This window comes from Actinomycetospora chiangmaiensis DSM 45062, from assembly GCF_000379625.1.
GTDB lineage: Bacteria > Actinomycetota > Actinomycetes > Mycobacteriales > Pseudonocardiaceae > Actinomycetospora > Actinomycetospora chiangmaiensis.
Map to the genome: position 1 here is coordinate 331,289 of NZ_KB903218.1, position 14,878 is coordinate 346,166.

Below are 14,878 nucleotides of genomic sequence, written 5' to 3' on the forward strand. Positions count from 1 at the left end.
GGGACTTTGCCGATCCTTTCCCCGATACGATCCCCGCGACGACGTCGACCGGAAGGACCGTCATTCGTGTCGGCACATCTGAGCTGGCTGGAAGCCGCCGTGATCGGGGCGCTGCAGGGCGTCGCCGAATTGTTCCCGGTGTCCAGTCTGGGCCATTCCATCCTGTTGCCGGCCGTCATCGGCGGCTCGTGGGCGCGCGACCTCGACGTGACCGCGAAGGACTCGCCCTACCTCGCCTTCGTGGTCGGTCTCCACGTCGCGACCGCGCTCGCGATGATCGTCTACTTCTGGCGTGACTGGGTCCGGATCCTCACCGGGCTCGTCACCAGCATCCGGGACCGGCGGGTGGCCACCGACGACCAGCGCCTCGCCTGGATGCTGGTCCTCGCGACCATCCCGGTGGGACTGGCCGGACTGGTGCTCGACCAGCTCTTCCGCACGCTGCTCGCGAAGCCCGTGCCCACCGCCGCGTTCCTCGTGGCCAACGGGGTGCTGCTGATCGCCGTCGAGCAGCTCGCCCGACGCCGGGCGGCACCGGCACCGGCACCCGGACCCGCGGCGGCCTCGGTCGACGCCCCCACCGTGCGGCTCGACGCGCCCACGCAGGTGATGCGCGGCGGGTCGGTCGGGGTCGCCGCGCCGACCACCGCCGAGGAGCAGGCGGACGCGCGTCTGGCTCGCCTGCCGCTGCTCACGGCGGTGCTGATCGGCGCGTCCCAGATCCTCGCGCTGCTCCCCGGCATCAGCCGTTCCGGCGCCACGATCGGCACCGGTCTGCTCTCGAAGCTCTCCCACGAGGACGCGGCCCGCTTCGCGTTCCTGCTCGCGACGCCGGTCATCCTCGCCGCCGGGGTGCTCAAGCTGCCGGAGCTGTTCGGCCCGGCGGGCGACGGCATCCGTGGCCAGGTGCTCCTGGGCTCGGTGCTCTCCGGCGTCGGGGCGTACGTGTCGGTCCGCTTCCTCACGCGGTACTTCGAGCACCGCTCGATGCGCCCCTTCGGGGTCTACTGCATCGTCGCGGGTGCCGCCTGCCTGGCGTGGTTCAGCCTGTCCTGAGCCCCGGAGCCGGCCCCGGAGCCGGACTCAGTGCCAGCCGTAGGCCGACCGCAGCTCGGCGGCGACCCGGTCGAACCGGTCCTGCGGCATGACGGCGCCCTCGCGGCGGATGCCGTGCTCGGGCACCTCGAGCACACGGTCGAGCCGCACGTAGGAGTCGCGGCCCTCCCGGTCCCAGGGCCCGGAGCCGATCGGCAGCCAGTTGGCGTCGCCGGCGCGGTGGCCCTGCGAGGAGAGCATCAGCCCGAGCACCTCGTCGGCCTCCGAGGCGCGGGCGACCACGAGCACGGGGCGGTCCTTGCCCTGCGACGCGTCCTCCTCGAACGGCACCCAGGTCCACACGATCTCGCCCGGGTCGGCGGCGCCGTCGAGGTCGGGCGCGTAGCTGATCTGCCGGGCCCGCTCGGTCGACGGCACGGTCCGGACCCCGCTCGGCGCCGGTGGCGCCGGTGCCGACGGGGGCGCCGGCGTACCCGCGGGCTCCCGGCGCCCCGCGTCGTTCTCGGTGGAGGTCAGGAGGTCCAGCCCGACCTGCAGCGCCCTGCCCACGAAGTCCCCGAATCCGGCCATGGCGCACAGCATGCCGAACGGCCCCTAGGGTCGGACGGTGGCCGTCCTCCTCGTCGTCGTCGGCGCCATGCTCGCCGCGGTGCTCCTCGCCGGGGCGGGAGACCGGCTGCGGCTGCCCTGGCCGGTCCTGCTGCTGCTCCTCGGCGCGGCGGCGGCGTTCGTGCCGGGCATCGAGGCGCCCGACATCAACCCCGAGCTGATCCTGCCGCTGTTCCTGCCGCCCCTGCTCTACGCCACGGCGCAGCGGACGTCGTGGGCCCTGTTCCGGCTGCGGTGGCGCGCGATCGTGTTCCTCGCCGTCGGGCTGGTGGCGGCCACGGTGGCCGTGGTGGCGGGCACGCTCGTCGCCCTCACCGCGGTGCCCGTGGCCGCGGCGCTCGCGCTCGGGGCCGCGGTCGCCCCGCCCGATCCGGTCGCCGTGGAGGCGGTCGCCGGGCCGCTGCGGGTCCCGCGCCGCCTCGTCGCGACGCTGCAGAGCGAGGGGCTGTTCAACGACGCCACGTCGCTGGTCGTGTTCACCACTGCGATCACGGCCGCCTCGGCCGGGGGCGAGCTCGGCGGGGTGACGATCTTCCTCCGGTTCGTCTACGGGGCCGTCGTGGCGGTGGTGCTGGGCGTCGTCGCGGCCCGCCTCGCGCGGTGGCTGCTCGAGCGGCTCACCGACGTGGTGGCGGGCAACGGGCTGACGCTCGTCCTCCCGTTCGCGGTGTACCTGGCCGCCGACGCGCTCGGCGCCTCCGGGGTGATCGCCGTGGTGGTGGCGGCGCTGCAGCTGCGCCAGCACGCCGACGCCGACGCCTCGGAGGCCCGGCTCACGTCGGCGTCGTTCTGGAACGTCGTCGAGATGCTGGTGACGGGCGTGGCGTTCGCGCTGATCGGGCTGGAGCTGCGCACCGTCGTGGAGCAGGCCGACCGGTCGCTCGGGGGCATCCTCGCGCACGCCGGCATCGTCTGCCTCGTCGTGATCGGGGTCCGGGCGGTGTGGATGACGATGACCTGGCTGACCTACGCCGGCCGGGCGGTCCGCCGCGGCGAGGAGCGGGCGCCCGCCACGGCCGCCGAGACCGTGGTGCTCACATGGGCCGGGATGCGCGGCCTGGCCACCCTCGCGCTGGCGCTCGCGATCCCGCTGACCCTCGACGACGGCTCGCCGTTCCCCGACCGCGCCGAGCTCGTCATCATCGCCTGCTCGGTGCTGGTGGTGACCCTCGTCGGGCCGGGGCTGACGCTGCCGTGGCTGGTGCGTCGACTGGGCCTGCGGGAGGACGACGGCGTCGCGGCCGAGGCGGAGCGCCGGCTCGCCACCCGCGCCCGGCGGGCGGCCCTGGACGAGCTCGCCGCCGTCGACCGGGAGGCCCTCGGCGTCGACGACGAACAGGGGGAGCAGGTCCTCGACGCCGTCCGCGCCCGGTTCACCCGCATCGGCCGCACCCTGGCGGGCGACGACGTGCCCCGGCCGGGCGACGAGGACGACGACGTCGACGGGGACTACGCCGAGCGCCTCGCCCGCCTCCAGCGGCGCCGCGAGCAGTGGCAGCGGTTGCAGTCGGTCGCGCTCGCCGCGGCCCGGCGCGAGGTCGTGGCCGCCCGCGCCGAACCCGGCGTCGACCCCGAGGTCGCCGACCGGGTGCTCCGTCGGCTGGACGTCCGCAGCCTGGGCGGCGCCGGGTGAGGCCCGGGCCCGGCGCTCAGCCGTCGAGCGCCGCGAGCCACACCGTGACCGCCTCTGCCCCGGCGTCGCGGTGGCCCTGCACCCGGTGCCCAGGTAGGACGAGCGACCCCGGCGCGGCGACATCGTCTCCGTCGACGCGGCGCCCTCCCGCGCGGCGTCGACCGCGTCGGACAGCGACCCCGAGGACGCGAGGGCGGATGCGGCGGGCAGGAGCGCGTCGAGCATCGTGCGGTCCCCGGCCTTCGCCCCGCCCAGGTCCGAGACCCCGTCGGCGCCCGCCTGCAACGCCGTCGCCCACGATCCGGCGTCAGCCAGGTGCTCCGCCGCGTGGAGCAGGCCGGTGGCGTACAGCGGGCCCGAGGTGCCGCCGATGGCCCGGCGCAGGGTCGCGGCGAGACCCTGCAGCACCGCGACGGGGTCGTCCCAGCGGTAGGAGTCGAGCTCGTCGGTGATCGCGGCCGCCCCGCGGGACAGCGACGTGCCGAGGTCGCCGTCGCCGGTCGCGGTGTCGAGCTCGGTGAGGTGCGGCTCGGCCTCGCGGACGGCCGCGCACACCGCCTCGACGGCCTTGCGCAGCCCGTCCGGGGCCGCCACGCCCGACGGTTCGCCCGCGACCGTCTCCTCGGCGGCGTCAGGCACGGTCGGGACCCCGTCGGCCACGACGCCCGACCCGGACGGCCACGCCGCCGCCCGCGCCGACGCGTCGAGGAACTCCAGCCGCGCGTCGTCGAGCCCGAGGACCGCGATCGAGAAGCCGGCCATGTCGATCGAGGACAGGAAGGTGCCGGCCCACGCCCGCTCGACCGTGACCCCGCGGTCCGCCAGGGTCCCGAGCGCCCGGCGGAGCAGGATCGACAGTTCCATGGGCGGGGTGGCCCCGGTGCCGTTGACGAGCACGGCCACGCGGTCGCCGGAGCCGAACCCGCGGTCGGTGCAGACGGTCTCCAGCACCTCGTCGACCAGCTCGTCCGCGGGCCGCAGCGACTCGCGCCGCACCCCCTGCTCGCCGTGGATGCCCAGGCCGATCTCCACCTCGTCGGCGTCGAGCGAGAAGCCGGGCTCACCCGCCGTCGGGACCGTGGCGGCCGAGAGGGCGACGCCCATCGTCCCCACCGCGTCGGCGGCCTCCCGCGCCGCCCGGGTGACCTCCTCGAGCGACCCGCCGGCGTCGGCGGCCGCTCCGGCCACCTTCGTGACGAGCACGGTGCCGGCGAGGCCGCGCCGGCCGGCGGTGACGTCGTCGTCGGCCTCGAGGGCCACGTCGTCGGCGACCGTGACCATCTCGCACGCGATGCCCTCGGCGCGGGCGAGCTGGGCGGCCAGTCCGAAGTTCAGCCGGTCGCCGGTGTAGTTCATGACGACGAGCAGGACCCCCGGGTGGTCGCGGAAGGCGCGGATGCCGGAGAGCACGGCGTCGGCCGAGGGCGAGGCGAACACCTCGCCGCAGACCGCGCCGGCGAGGTGCCCCGGCCCGACGTACCCGGCGTGGGCGGGCTCGTGCCCAGAGCCGCCGCCGGAGAGGACCGCGACCCGGTCGGTCGGCAGGTCCGTCCGGACGAGGACGGTGGTGCCCTCGACGAGCGCCGCGCCCGGCGTGGAGCGCACCACGCCCTCGAGCGCCTCGCGCACCACGTCCCCGGCGTCGTTGATCAGCTTCTTCACGCGGCCCGGGTACCCGCGGAGATCACCCGTTCAGCCACCGTCCTCACCCCGTTGCCTCCGAACCGCGGGGTGTGACGCGCGCGGAGAGCGGCAATGAGTACGTCCTCGACGACAGGAGGCCGATGGGGATCCAGCACGGGCCCTCGACGGGTGCCCACCGCGCAGCGCGCCGCGGCCCGTCCCGGGCGTGGCTCGTCCTCGCGGGGATCGTGCTGCTCGCCGTCGGGGTGGGGGTCGGCCTGCTCGTCGCGCCGCGCGGGGCGGAGGTGACGGCGACGGTCCCGACGACGACGGTGGTGACCTCCCCGGTCGCGGGCCCGACCGCCTCGCACCCGACCCTGCTCGGTCAGGTGGTGCGGGTCGACTCCGGCGACGAGGTCGTGGTCCGGGTGGACGGGACGGAGATGGTCGTCGCCGTGCTGGGGATCGACGCGCCCCGGTCCGCCGGTCCGCAGCGGGCGACGGGGGAGTGCGGGGCCGACGATGCGCTGCGCTTCGCGGACCGGACGCTCTCCGGGCAGACGGTCACGCTCGTCCCGGACCCGACGATCCCCGAGGTCGACGACGCCGGGCGCCGGCTCGCCTACGTCGTCCTGCCCTCCCAGCTCAGCTACACCGACGCGGCCCTGCTCGCGGGCGTCGTGGCCGCCGACACCTCGCGCAAGCTCTGGTACGCGCCCGTGTTCGCCCGGGAGCAGGGCGAGGCCGTCGACGGCGACCGCGGCCTGTGGGGCGCGCCGTGCCGGGCGAAGCCGGGCGAGCCGTTCCCGGCGGGCCGGTGACGCGTCGCCGTCGGTGACACGGTCGTCATCGGGGTCGGTGAGGATGGTCGGCATGCCCGAGATGCACGTCCGCCTCCGCTGGCCCGACGGTCGCACCGACCGCGTCTACTCGCCGTCGCTGGTGCTCGCCGAGTACCTGGAGGAGGGCGCGTCCTACCCGCTCGACGAGTTCGGCCGGCGCAGTCGCGTGGCGCTGACCGAGGCGAGCGAGCGGGTCCGTGCGAAGTACGGCTTCCCGTGCAGCCGGGCCGCCGCCTCCCTGGCCGGGATCGAGGCGCGGCTCGCGGGCTTCGCGGACGGTGCGGGCGGCGAGGTGGTCGTGGAGGCCGTCGAGCGTTAGCGGCCGCCGCCGAGGACGCCGCCGACCAGTCCGCCCACGCCCTGCAGCACCTCGCCGACCGCGCCCGGACGGCGGGAGGGCGTGTCGCCCGCGCCGGTCGTCCCGGTCGGTGCCGCCGACCCGTCCGGGTCGGTCGGGGCGGGTGCGGCCGGCTGCCGGGTCGGTCCGCCGGTGCGCGTGGGCGCGGTGTGGGTCGTGGTGGGGGCCGTGGCGGTCTGGGGAGCGGGGCTCGTCACGCGCCGCACCGGCTGCGCCGAGGTGTTCCCCGAGGTCGCGGGGGCCTCCAGGGCCGCGGACGCGTCCGACGTGCCGGAGCCGGCCGAGCCGGGGTCCCCGGCGGACGACGCCGGTGCAGGCACGACGAAGGCCGGCAGTGCGGGGGCCGCGTCGGGTGCGCCCACGGTGGCGCCGCCGGCGACCACGGCCGGCCGGTCGTCGGCGGACACCTCGGCGACGGGCCCGGAGGACGCGATGGCCACCGTACCGGCGAGGACGGCACTGGCGGCGAGGCCCGCGAGCACGAGGACCCCGCGCGTCCCGGTCGCCCGCGGCGTTCCGCGTCGGTCGGAACGGGCCCGGCCCGACGTGCCGCCCGCGCCGACGAGCGCGCCGAGGCCCGTGGTCGCCGCGGGGCCGACGGCGCGCACGCCGGGGGCGGTGAGCAGGGCGGCGGTCGGCGGCTCGGCCCGGACCAGGGCCCGGCGCAGCGTCCCGGAGGCGGTCGCGGCGTCGGGCCGGTCGGCGGGGTCGGTCGCCGTCATCGCCGTGAGCAGCGCGCGGACGTCGTCGGGCAGGCCCTCGGGCAGCACCGGCCCACGGTCGAGGCGCGCCTGCGCGGCGGAGAGCGGGTCGCCCGGGAAGGCCCGGCGTCCGGTGAGCGCCTCGACGAGGACCAGGCCGAGGGCGTACACGTCCGCGGGGGCGCCCGCGACCTCGCCCCGGACCTGCTCGGGGGCGAGGTAGGGGGCGGCGCCCACGGAGAGCCCGGTGTCGGTGATGCGGGGGGCGTCGGCGACCAGCGCGACCCCGAAGTCGGCGAGGTGCGCCCGGCCGTCGACGTCGTAGAGGACGTTCGCGGGCGTCACCCCGCGGTGCGTGACGCCCGCCCGGTGCAGGTGGTCGAGCGCGCCCCCGACGGTGGCCGCGGTGCGCAGGGCGTCGGCGAGCCCCAGCCCGTCGTCGGCGGCCGCGAGCCGCGAGACCAGGGACCCGCCGTCGAGCAGGGCCATCACCACGAAGGCGCGGCCGGCACTCTCCTCGACGTCGTAGACGGGGACCAGCCCGGGGTGGTCGAAGCGGGCGAGCAGGCTGAGCTCGCGGTCCGCCCGCGGGTCGCACTCGACCCGGAAGATCTTCACCGCCGCGTCGCGCCCGAGCAGCGTGTCGTGCGCGCGGATCACCACCGAGCCCACGCCCCGGCCGAGGACCGCGCCGGTCTCGTAACGGGCGGACAGGCGTGTCGGCAACGTCGGGACGCCCACCGTCGTCATGCCGGGTCAACCTCCACCGCTCGCGGGCCAACGAATAGTCCCGTGCGGTTACCCCGATCGGCCGCCGAACACGTCTCGATTCCCCCGAAGATGTGAGCCGTCCGGAGCCCGGGTGACACGGCCGTCTGAATCGTTGACAGAAGTTGCAGTGCCGAGTAGAACTTTCGCACGGGTCGCACGTGGTCGAGCCGCGCGCGACCTGCACCGAAAGCAGTCCCGGGCCTCCCGGGGACGAACCGCAAGGACGCGACGAGCAGTGGGCGCCGAGGGCCTCGACGACGAGGACGTACCCGCCCTGACCACCGGTCAGGCCGCGGACGTCCTCGGGGTGCAACCGGCATTCCTGCGCAGTCTGGACGCGGGTCGGATGCTTCGCCCGCAGCGATCGGCGGGCGGGCACCGGCGTTGGACACGCCGGCAACTGACCCTCGCCGCCAGGGTGCGCGCGCTCTTCGACGAGGGGCTGACCCTCACCGCGGCCTGGAAGGTCGTCTCCCTGGAGGACCGGGTGGGCGAGGTCGAGCGTGAGCGCGACGTCGCCCTGGCCGAGCTCGACCGCACGCGCCGGGAATTGGCCCGCGTGCGCCGGGAGTCGGCCGAGGCAGTCAAGGCCAGCACGAAGGCCCTGACCGAGAGCACCGCTCGGTCCGGGTCGTCCGTGCACGTGAACCGCGTGCCCGGACTCCCACGCGTCGCCGGGACGTCCCCGGCCGGCGCGCGCTCGTCGACCACCCCTGCGACCACGACGGACATCACCTCGCCATGAAGCTCATCGAGCCCACCCGCACCCACCGCCCGGTTGTCCTCCGCCGCCCGATGCCGCCCTCGCTGGCCCGCATCCCGCTCGTGGACCTGTGCACCTGCAAGCACCCGCGCGAGTCCCACGAGCACTACCACGCCGCCCAGGACTGCGCGCAGTGCGACTGCCGCGCCTTCGTCCGCTGGGAGCCCGCGGGCATCTGAGCCCGCGCCGACCCGGGCCCTCGCCCCGCCGTCACCGACCGCGGGCCGGGGGCCTTCCGCGTCCCCGGGGGCACCACGAGACCCGCATCGCTTCCGACGGCGTGCTACGCCGCACCCGCCTACTCTCGGTGTGGTGACGACCGTCGACGATCCGGCGCGCGCCGCGGCGGTGTTCCCGCCGGTCCGGCCGGGGCCCCGCGCCCTCGTCGTCGGCGCCGGCATCGCCGGGCTGGCCGCGGCCACGTCGTTGCACCGCGCGGGCTGGCGGGTCGTCGTCTGCGAGCGCGCCCCCGCCCGGCGGACCGGTGGGTACTTCGTCCGGCTCGCGCCCGAGGGCGTGGCGGCGGCCGAACGCCTCGGCGTCGACGAGACGCTGCGCAGCCGGCTGCCCGCCGACGGGATCATCACCGGGTTCGACGGCCGCGGGCGCACCACCTCCCGGGTCGACGCGGCGATCGTCGAGGACGGGGTGAGCCTCGCGCTGGTGCGCGGGGACCTCGAGGCCGCGCTGTGGGCGGGGCTGCCCGACGAGGTCGAGGTCCGCTTCGGGGCCGCCCCGGACGCCGTCGCCGACGACGGCACGGTCACGCTCGACGGCACGTCCGGACGCTGGGATCTCGTGGTCGGCGCCGACGGCGTCCGGTCGGCGGTGCGCGCGATGGTGTTCGGCCCCGAGGCCGCCTTCCGCCACGACTTCGACCACGTGGTGATCTCGGCGGTGCTGCCCCGGCTGCCGGGGGCGCTCGTCGAGGGCGACTACGTGGTGCTCGTGGAGCCGGGACGCACGGCCCACCTCATGGGCATGGCGGGCCACGACCCGGTGGTGTTCTTCACCTACCGCTCCGACCTCGCGCAGGCGGCCGGGACGGATCCGACCGTCCGGCCCGAGGAGGCCCTGCGCGCGGTCTACGGCGACTTCGACGGGCTCATGCCGGAGATCCTCGACCTCGTCGTCGAGGCCGGGGCCACGCACGCCGACACGGTCGGCCAGATCCACCTGCAGCGCTGGAGCAGCGGCCGGGTGGTGCTGCTCGGGGACTCGGCCTGGTGTCCGACGCTCTACTCCGGCCACGGCTCGGCGCTCGCCCTCGCCGGCGGCGAGGCGCTCGGTCGTCACCTGCGCGTTCCCGACGACCGGTCGGGGCCGGACGTGCCCGCCGCGCTCGCGGCGTGGGAGGCCGAGCGCCGACCCGGGACCCGCACCGCCCGCACGGCGGCCCGTCGCGCGCGGCACTTCTTCCTCCCGGGCAACCGAGTGGTCACCGCCCTGCGGGCGACCGCGCTGCGCGTCGCGTCCCGGCCGATCGTGTCGCGGCTGTTCGGCAGCGGCGCCCGGATCCGCGACGCCGACGTTCACCGGACGGTCACCGCGTCGTCCGGGAGGCCGGGCGGCCGGACTCCGTAGACTGTCGCTCGATCGGTACTTCACCCTCCGGCGTACGCTCGGATGGCCCATCGTCGCAGGGCACCGCCGTTTTCGGCGCCGTGGAAGCCGGGAAAGAGACACCTTCGGGGCGCTCCGCCGACGTGGCCTCCCGTCACACCCCGCACGTCGTGTCGAAAGGACGAGTCCCACCCCCCATGCATCCCGAGACCGCCACCGACGGCCCCCGACGCTCCCGCTCGCTGCTGGCGCGTCTCGCCGATCCGCTCGGCGTCGCCCGGGCCGCGGTCGACGCCCTGGACCCCTCGCGGTACCGGGGACGGCGGGTGTGGCGCGGTGACGGACGCGTCCACATCGGTGTCCCGGCGACGTCCCGCGAGGCGGGCTCGGAGCTGCTGCGGGCGGTGGAGAAGGCCCTGACCGCGCACCCGGCGGTCGACTGGGCGAGCGTGAACGCCGCGCTGGGCGTGGTGGTCGTGGCGCTCGCCGAGGACGGGTCCGCCCCGGACGACCTCGACGAGACCGTGGACGACCTCGTCGACCTGGTCGAGGTGCTCGAGGAGCAGGAGCGGGTCGCCGACGGCGACCTCCACCCCGTCGGCGGCCACTCGCCGACCGCGGTCTCGCAGGCGCTCACCACCTTCGCCGCGGATCTCGCCGGGCTCGGCGCCGCCGGGCTCGGGTCGATCCTGCGCCGCACCCCCCTCCCCGTCGAGCTGGCGTCGGCGGCCTCGTTCGTCGACCACCAGCCCCGCCTGCGGGCCGCCGTCGAGCGCGCCCTCGGGCGCCAGCGGGCCGACATCCTGCTGGCCCTCACCAACGCCGCCGGGCAGGGCCTCGGCCAGGGGTCGGCCGGCCTGCTCGTCGACGCGGCCTACCGCGCCCTGCAGATCGCGGAGGCCCGGGCCGCGCACGACGCCTTCGCCCAGGCCGAGCCCCGCATGCTCGCCGACCCCGAGCAGGTGAGCGCGAGCGCCGACGACTCGCTGTCCCTCGACGCCCGCCCGGTGCCGTTCCCCCTCGGCCCGGTGGAGCGCCACGGCGACCAGGTCGGCCTCGCCGCCCTCGGCGGGTTCGGCACCACGCTCGCCCTCGGCGGTCCGCGCCGCGCCGTCGGCGTCGCCCTGTCCACGCTGCCCAAGGCCGGCCGGATGGGCCGCGAGGGGTTCGCGACGACGTTCGGGCGCGTGCTCTCGCGCCGTGGCGCGGTCGTCGTCGAGCCCACCGTGCTCCGGCGCATGGACCGGATCGACACCGTCGTCCTCGACGCCGCCGCCCTCACCACCGGCGCGTTGATGCTCGGCGACCTCGCGCTCGTCGACGGGGAGGGCCTCACCGCCCCCGACGGCACCCCGGTGTCGGTCGAGTCCCTCACGCCGCTGGTCCACGAGCTCTTCGACCCGTCCGACGCCACGCGCGCGGTCACCCACCACGCCGGCTGGTCGCTGGCCCCGCTCCCGGCCGGCCGGGAGGACGAGCCCGTCGTCGCCGAGGCGGTCGACGCGCTGCGCACCGACGGCGCGACCGTCGTGCTCGGGCTCTCGCACGACGAGGCCCTCGTCGCCGTCGTCGGTGCGTTGCCGGAGCCCGCGGCCGCCGCGGAGGCCCTGGGGGCCGCCGCCCGCCGGGCCGGCCTCACGCTCGTCGTCGGGACGGACGAGACGCTGGGGACGCCGACCGCCGCCCGCGCGGACGACGCCGGAGCCGACGGCGACGACGGCGACGACGGCGGGGGGATCGCCCTCCCCGGCGCCGACGGCACCGTGCCCGCCACGCGCCGGACCGTGGACCGGCAGGTCCCCGGCGGCGAGGGGCTGGCCGGCGCGGTGCGCATGCTGCAGACGGAGGGCGCGGGGGTGCTCGTGGTCTCCCGCGACCGCCGGGCGCTCGCGGCCGCCGACCTCGGCATCGGAATCACCCGTGCCGACGGCATCCCCGCCTGGGGCGCGCACGTGCTGGTCGGCGACGACCTCACCACCGCGGCCCTGCTCATCGAGGGCGTCAAGGTCGCGAAGGCGACCTCGGGCCGCTCCGTCGCCCTGGCCCGGGCGGGCACCGTGCTCGGCGCCGCCATGGCCACCGCCGGGACCGCGCCTCGGGGCGCATCGCTCGCCGGGCTCGCGGTGAACGGCGCGGCCGGCGTCGCGCTCGGCGCCGGCGCCTGGTCGGCCTCCGAGCTCGGCCGCAAGACCCTCGTCCCCGGCGTCTCCCGCACGCCGTGGCACGTCATGCCGGCCGAGACCGTCCTGACGCGCCTGGATGCCTCCGAGCGGGGACTCTCCGCCGCCGAGGCGGTGCGGCGCACCCGGGAGGACCCGGCCGCCGCCGAGGAGACGACCTCCCTCGGGCGCGCCTTCATCGACGAGCTGAACAACCCGCTGACCCCGGTGCTCGCCGGCGGTGCGGTGCTCTCCGCCGCGATCGGCGCGATCGCCGACGCGGCCATCGTCGTCGGCGTCACGGCCGCCTCCGCGCTGATCGGCGGGGTGCAGCGCGTGGTCACCGACCGCGCCGTCGCCGGGCTCCTGGAGCGTTCCTCCACCCGCGCCCGGGTGCTGCGCGACGGGGTGCCGACCACGGTGACCGCCGAGGACGTCGTCGTCGGCGACGTGGTCGAGCTCGGCCCGGACGACGTCGTGCCCGCCGACTGCCGCGTGCTGCGCGCCGACGCGCTCGAGCTCGACGAGTCCTCGCTGACCGGTGAGTCGCTGCCGGTGACGAAGACCGCCGCCCCCGTGATCGCGCGCTCCGTCGCCGACCGCCGGTCGATGCTCTACGAGGGCACCACGGTCGCCACCGGCCGGGGCCGCGCCGTGGTCGTGGCGACCGGGTCGTCGACCGAGGTCGGCCGCTCCACCGCCGCCGCGCGGGCCAATGCCCCGGTCGCCGGCGTCGACCAGCGGCTCTCGGGCATCACGAAGATCACGACGCCGCTCGCGCTGGCCTCCGCGGCCGCCGTCGTCGGGGCGGGCGCGGTGCGCGGCCTGCCGATGAACCAGAACCTGCACTCCGGGGTCGGCCTCGCGGTCGCGTCGGTGCCCGAGGGCCTGCCGTTCATCGTCTCCGCCGCCCAGCTGGCCTCCGCCCGCCGGCTCAGTGCGGAAGGGGCGCTCGTCCGGAACCCGAAGACGATCGAGGCGGTCGGCCGGGTCGACGTCCTGTGCTTCGACAAGACCGGCACCCTCACCGAGGGCAAGCTGGCCCTCTCCGCCATCTCCGACGGCGTGAAGCTGCGGCCCACCGACCGGCTGCGCAAGCGGCAGCGTCGGGTCCTCGCCGCGGCGCTGCGGGCCACGCCGCGCCCGAAGGCGGGGGAGCGGCTCGCCCACCTCACCGACCGCGCGGTCGTGTTCGGCGCGCAGTCCTTCGACGTCGACCCGGAGCACAAGCGCACCGCCTGGTGGCCGGTCGCCTCGCTCGACTTCGACCCGAGCCGCGGCTACCACGCCACCCTCGGCGAGGCGCGCGACGAGGAGGGCGTCAAGGAGCAGGTGCTCTCGGTCAAGGGCGCTCCCGAGGTGGTCATCGCCCGGTGCGTCGACTGGGCCGGGGCCGCGCTCGACGACGAGGCGCGCCAGCGCCTCGTCGAGCACACCGACCTGCTCGCCGGCCAGGGCATGCGCGTGCTGGCGGTGGCCGAGCGGGCGGAGCCGTGGGGGGAGCGCCCCGAGGAGGGGCTCGAGGTCACCGACGACGACGTCGCCGACCTCAGCTTCGTCGGCTTCGTCGGCTTCACCGACCCGGTGCGCGCCGGGTCGCAGGCCACGGTGCGCGACCTCCGGGAAGCCGGGGTCCAGGTCGTCATGATCACCGGCGACCACCCGAGCACCGCCGAGGCGGTGGCGGCGGAGCTCGACGTCCTGAACGGCGGCATCGTCATCACCGGCCAGGAGATGGACGAGCTCGACGACGACGCCCTGGACGCGGTCCTGCCGACGGTGCGCGTCGTCGCCCGGGGCACGCCCGCTCACAAGGTCCGCGCGGTGCAGGCGTTCCAGCGGCTCGGCCGCACCGTCGCGATGACGGGCGACGGGGCGAACGACGCCCCCGCCATCCGGCTGGCCGACGTGGGCATCGCGCTGGGGCGTCGCGGCACCCCCGCGGCGCGGGCGGCCGCGGACCTCGTCGTCACCGACGACCGGCTCGAGACGATCCTCGCGGCGCTGGTCGAGGGCCGGGCCATGTGGGCGTCGGTGCGCGAGGCGCTCGGCGTGCTCGTCGGCGGCAACATCGGCGAGATCGCGTTCACCGTCCTCGGCGCCTCGACCACGGGGACGTCCCCGCTGACCGCGCGCCAGCTGCTGCTGGTCAACCTGCTCACCGACCTCGCGCCCTCGTTGGCGCTGGCCGTGCGGGCCCCGGCACCCGGCGACGCCCGGTCGTTGCTGGCCGAGGGCCCCGAGGCCTCGCTGGGCGACGCGCTCAACCGCGAGATCGGGCTGCGGGCGGCGGCCACCGCCGGCGGCGCCACCCTGGCGTGGATCCAGGCGCAGGCCACCCCGTACGGCAGCCCGGCCCGGGCGCGCACGGTGGCGCTCGCGGCCCTCGTCGGGACCCAGCTGGGGCAGACCGTGGCCGCCGGCGGGCACCGCAGCCCGCTCGTGGTGGGGGCCTCCGTGGTCTCCGCGGGCGCGCTGTTCGCGGTGGTCCAGACGCCGGGGGTGAGCCAGTTCTTCGGCTGCACCCCGCTGGGTCCGATCGCCTGGGGCCAGGCCGCGGGCTCGGCGGCCCTGGCCACCGCCGCCTCGATGGTCGGGCCGGAACTGGTCCGCCGCTACGGCGACGTCGTCGCGCCCGAGGGGTCGGCGATCGCCGCCCTGCTCGAGCGGCTGGCCGAGGTCCGCGACGAGGCGGGCGCCCGCTACCTCGAGCTGCAGGAGAAGGCCACCGCTGCACTGACCGGGTGAGTGGCACTGGTCACTCCCCGGTGTTTGTGCAGGTAGGAGGCGGGGAACACTG

General features: G+C 76.7%; 10 protein-coding genes and 1 pseudogene. 8 read left to right on the forward strand and 3 right to left on the reverse strand.

What is annotated here, in order from left to right; translation table 11 throughout:
• Positions 1–66: 66 nt before the first annotated feature.
• Positions 67–1,056: an undecaprenyl-diphosphate phosphatase gene (locus A3CO_RS0106260; protein WP_026204331.1), complete on the forward strand. Its 990-nt coding sequence runs from the start codon at positions 67–69 to the stop codon at positions 1,054–1,056.
• A gap of 27 nt (positions 1,057–1,083) precedes the next feature.
• Here A3CO_RS0106260 and A3CO_RS0106265 read toward each other — a convergent pair whose 3' ends face one another.
• Positions 1,084–1,626: a type II toxin-antitoxin system PemK/MazF family toxin gene (locus tag A3CO_RS0106265; RefSeq protein WP_245561440.1), complete on the reverse strand. Its 543-nt coding sequence runs from the start codon at positions 1,624–1,626 to the stop codon at positions 1,084–1,086.
• Between the two features lie 37 nt (positions 1,627–1,663).
• Here A3CO_RS0106265 and A3CO_RS0106270 point away from each other — a divergent pair, with 37 nt between their 5' ends.
• Positions 1,664–3,298: a Na+/H+ antiporter gene (locus A3CO_RS0106270; protein WP_018331389.1), complete on the forward strand. Its 1,635-nt coding sequence runs from the start codon at positions 1,664–1,666 to the stop codon at positions 3,296–3,298.
• 117 nt (positions 3,299–3,415) lie between these two features.
• Here A3CO_RS0106270 and A3CO_RS39350 read toward each other — a convergent pair.
• A pseudogene (locus A3CO_RS39350) lies at positions 3,416–4,960 on the reverse strand (dihydroxyacetone kinase family protein); the annotation flags it as partial.
• 122 nt (positions 4,961–5,082) lie between these two features.
• Between A3CO_RS39350 and A3CO_RS35380 the strand changes: the two are divergent.
• Positions 5,083–5,742: a thermonuclease family protein gene (locus tag A3CO_RS35380; protein WP_018331392.1), complete on the forward strand. Its 660-nt coding sequence runs from the start codon at positions 5,083–5,085 to the stop codon at positions 5,740–5,742.
• A gap of 52 nt (positions 5,743–5,794) precedes the next feature.
• Positions 5,795–6,082: an MSMEG_0570 family nitrogen starvation response protein gene (locus A3CO_RS0106290; RefSeq protein WP_026204332.1), complete on the forward strand. Its 288-nt coding sequence runs from the start codon at positions 5,795–5,797 to the stop codon at positions 6,080–6,082.
• On the opposite strand, the gene A3CO_RS35385 is transcribed toward A3CO_RS0106290, so the two are convergent.
• Complete coding sequence (locus A3CO_RS35385; protein ID WP_018331394.1) at positions 6,079–7,572, reverse strand: serine/threonine-protein kinase; 1,494 nt, start codon at positions 7,570–7,572, stop codon at positions 6,079–6,081. The two genes, A3CO_RS0106290 and A3CO_RS35385, sit on opposite strands and share 4 nt — an antisense overlap.
• A gap of 256 nt (positions 7,573–7,828) precedes the next feature.
• On the opposite strand from A3CO_RS35385, the gene A3CO_RS39355 reads away from it, so the two are divergent.
• The 4 genes from A3CO_RS39355 to A3CO_RS30460 all read left to right on the forward strand — a co-directional run bounded on the left by A3CO_RS39355 (position 7,829) and on the right by A3CO_RS30460 (position 14,826).
• The gene (locus tag A3CO_RS39355) at positions 7,829–8,338 is read left to right on the forward strand and encodes a MerR family transcriptional regulator (protein ID WP_018331395.1); all 510 of its coding nucleotides are present in this window, start codon (positions 7,829–7,831) and stop codon (positions 8,336–8,338) included.
• A complete protein-coding gene (locus tag A3CO_RS38615; protein WP_018331396.1) occupies positions 8,335–8,535 on the forward strand; it encodes a hypothetical protein in 201 nt (66 codons plus the stop codon). The genes A3CO_RS39355 and A3CO_RS38615 overlap by 4 nt, the downstream gene beginning before the upstream one ends.
• Positions 8,536–8,668: 133 nt before the next feature.
• Entirely contained in the window at positions 8,669–9,940 is a 1,272-nt protein-coding gene (locus tag A3CO_RS30455) for an FAD-dependent monooxygenase (RefSeq protein WP_169510926.1), read from the forward strand.
• Between the two features lie 176 nt (positions 9,941–10,116).
• Complete coding sequence (locus tag A3CO_RS30460; RefSeq protein WP_018331398.1) at positions 10,117–14,826, forward strand: cation-translocating P-type ATPase; 4,710 nt, start codon at positions 10,117–10,119, stop codon at positions 14,824–14,826.
• The last annotated feature ends 52 nt before the right edge of the window (positions 14,827–14,878 follow it).

Excerpts from the sequence above, each read along its gene's own strand:
- A3CO_RS0106265 (WP_245561440.1), bottom strand. The coding sequence starts at position 1,626 with ATGGCCGGATTCGGGGACTTCGTGGGCAGGGCGCTGCAGGTCGGGCTG.
- A3CO_RS35380 (WP_018331392.1), top strand. The coding sequence starts at position 5,083 with ATGGGGATCCAGCACGGGCCCTCGACGGGTGCCCACCGCGCAGCGCGC.
- A3CO_RS0106290 (WP_026204332.1), top strand. The coding sequence starts at position 5,795 with ATGCCCGAGATGCACGTCCGCCTCCGCTGGCCCGACGGTCGCACCGAC.
- A3CO_RS35385 (WP_018331394.1), bottom strand. The coding sequence starts at position 7,572 with ATGACGACGGTGGGCGTCCCGACGTTGCCGACACGCCTGTCCGCCCGT.
- A3CO_RS38615 (WP_018331396.1), top strand. The coding sequence starts at position 8,335 with ATGAAGCTCATCGAGCCCACCCGCACCCACCGCCCGGTTGTCCTCCGC.
- A3CO_RS30460 (WP_018331398.1), top strand. The coding sequence starts at position 10,117 with ATGCATCCCGAGACCGCCACCGACGGCCCCCGACGCTCCCGCTCGCTG.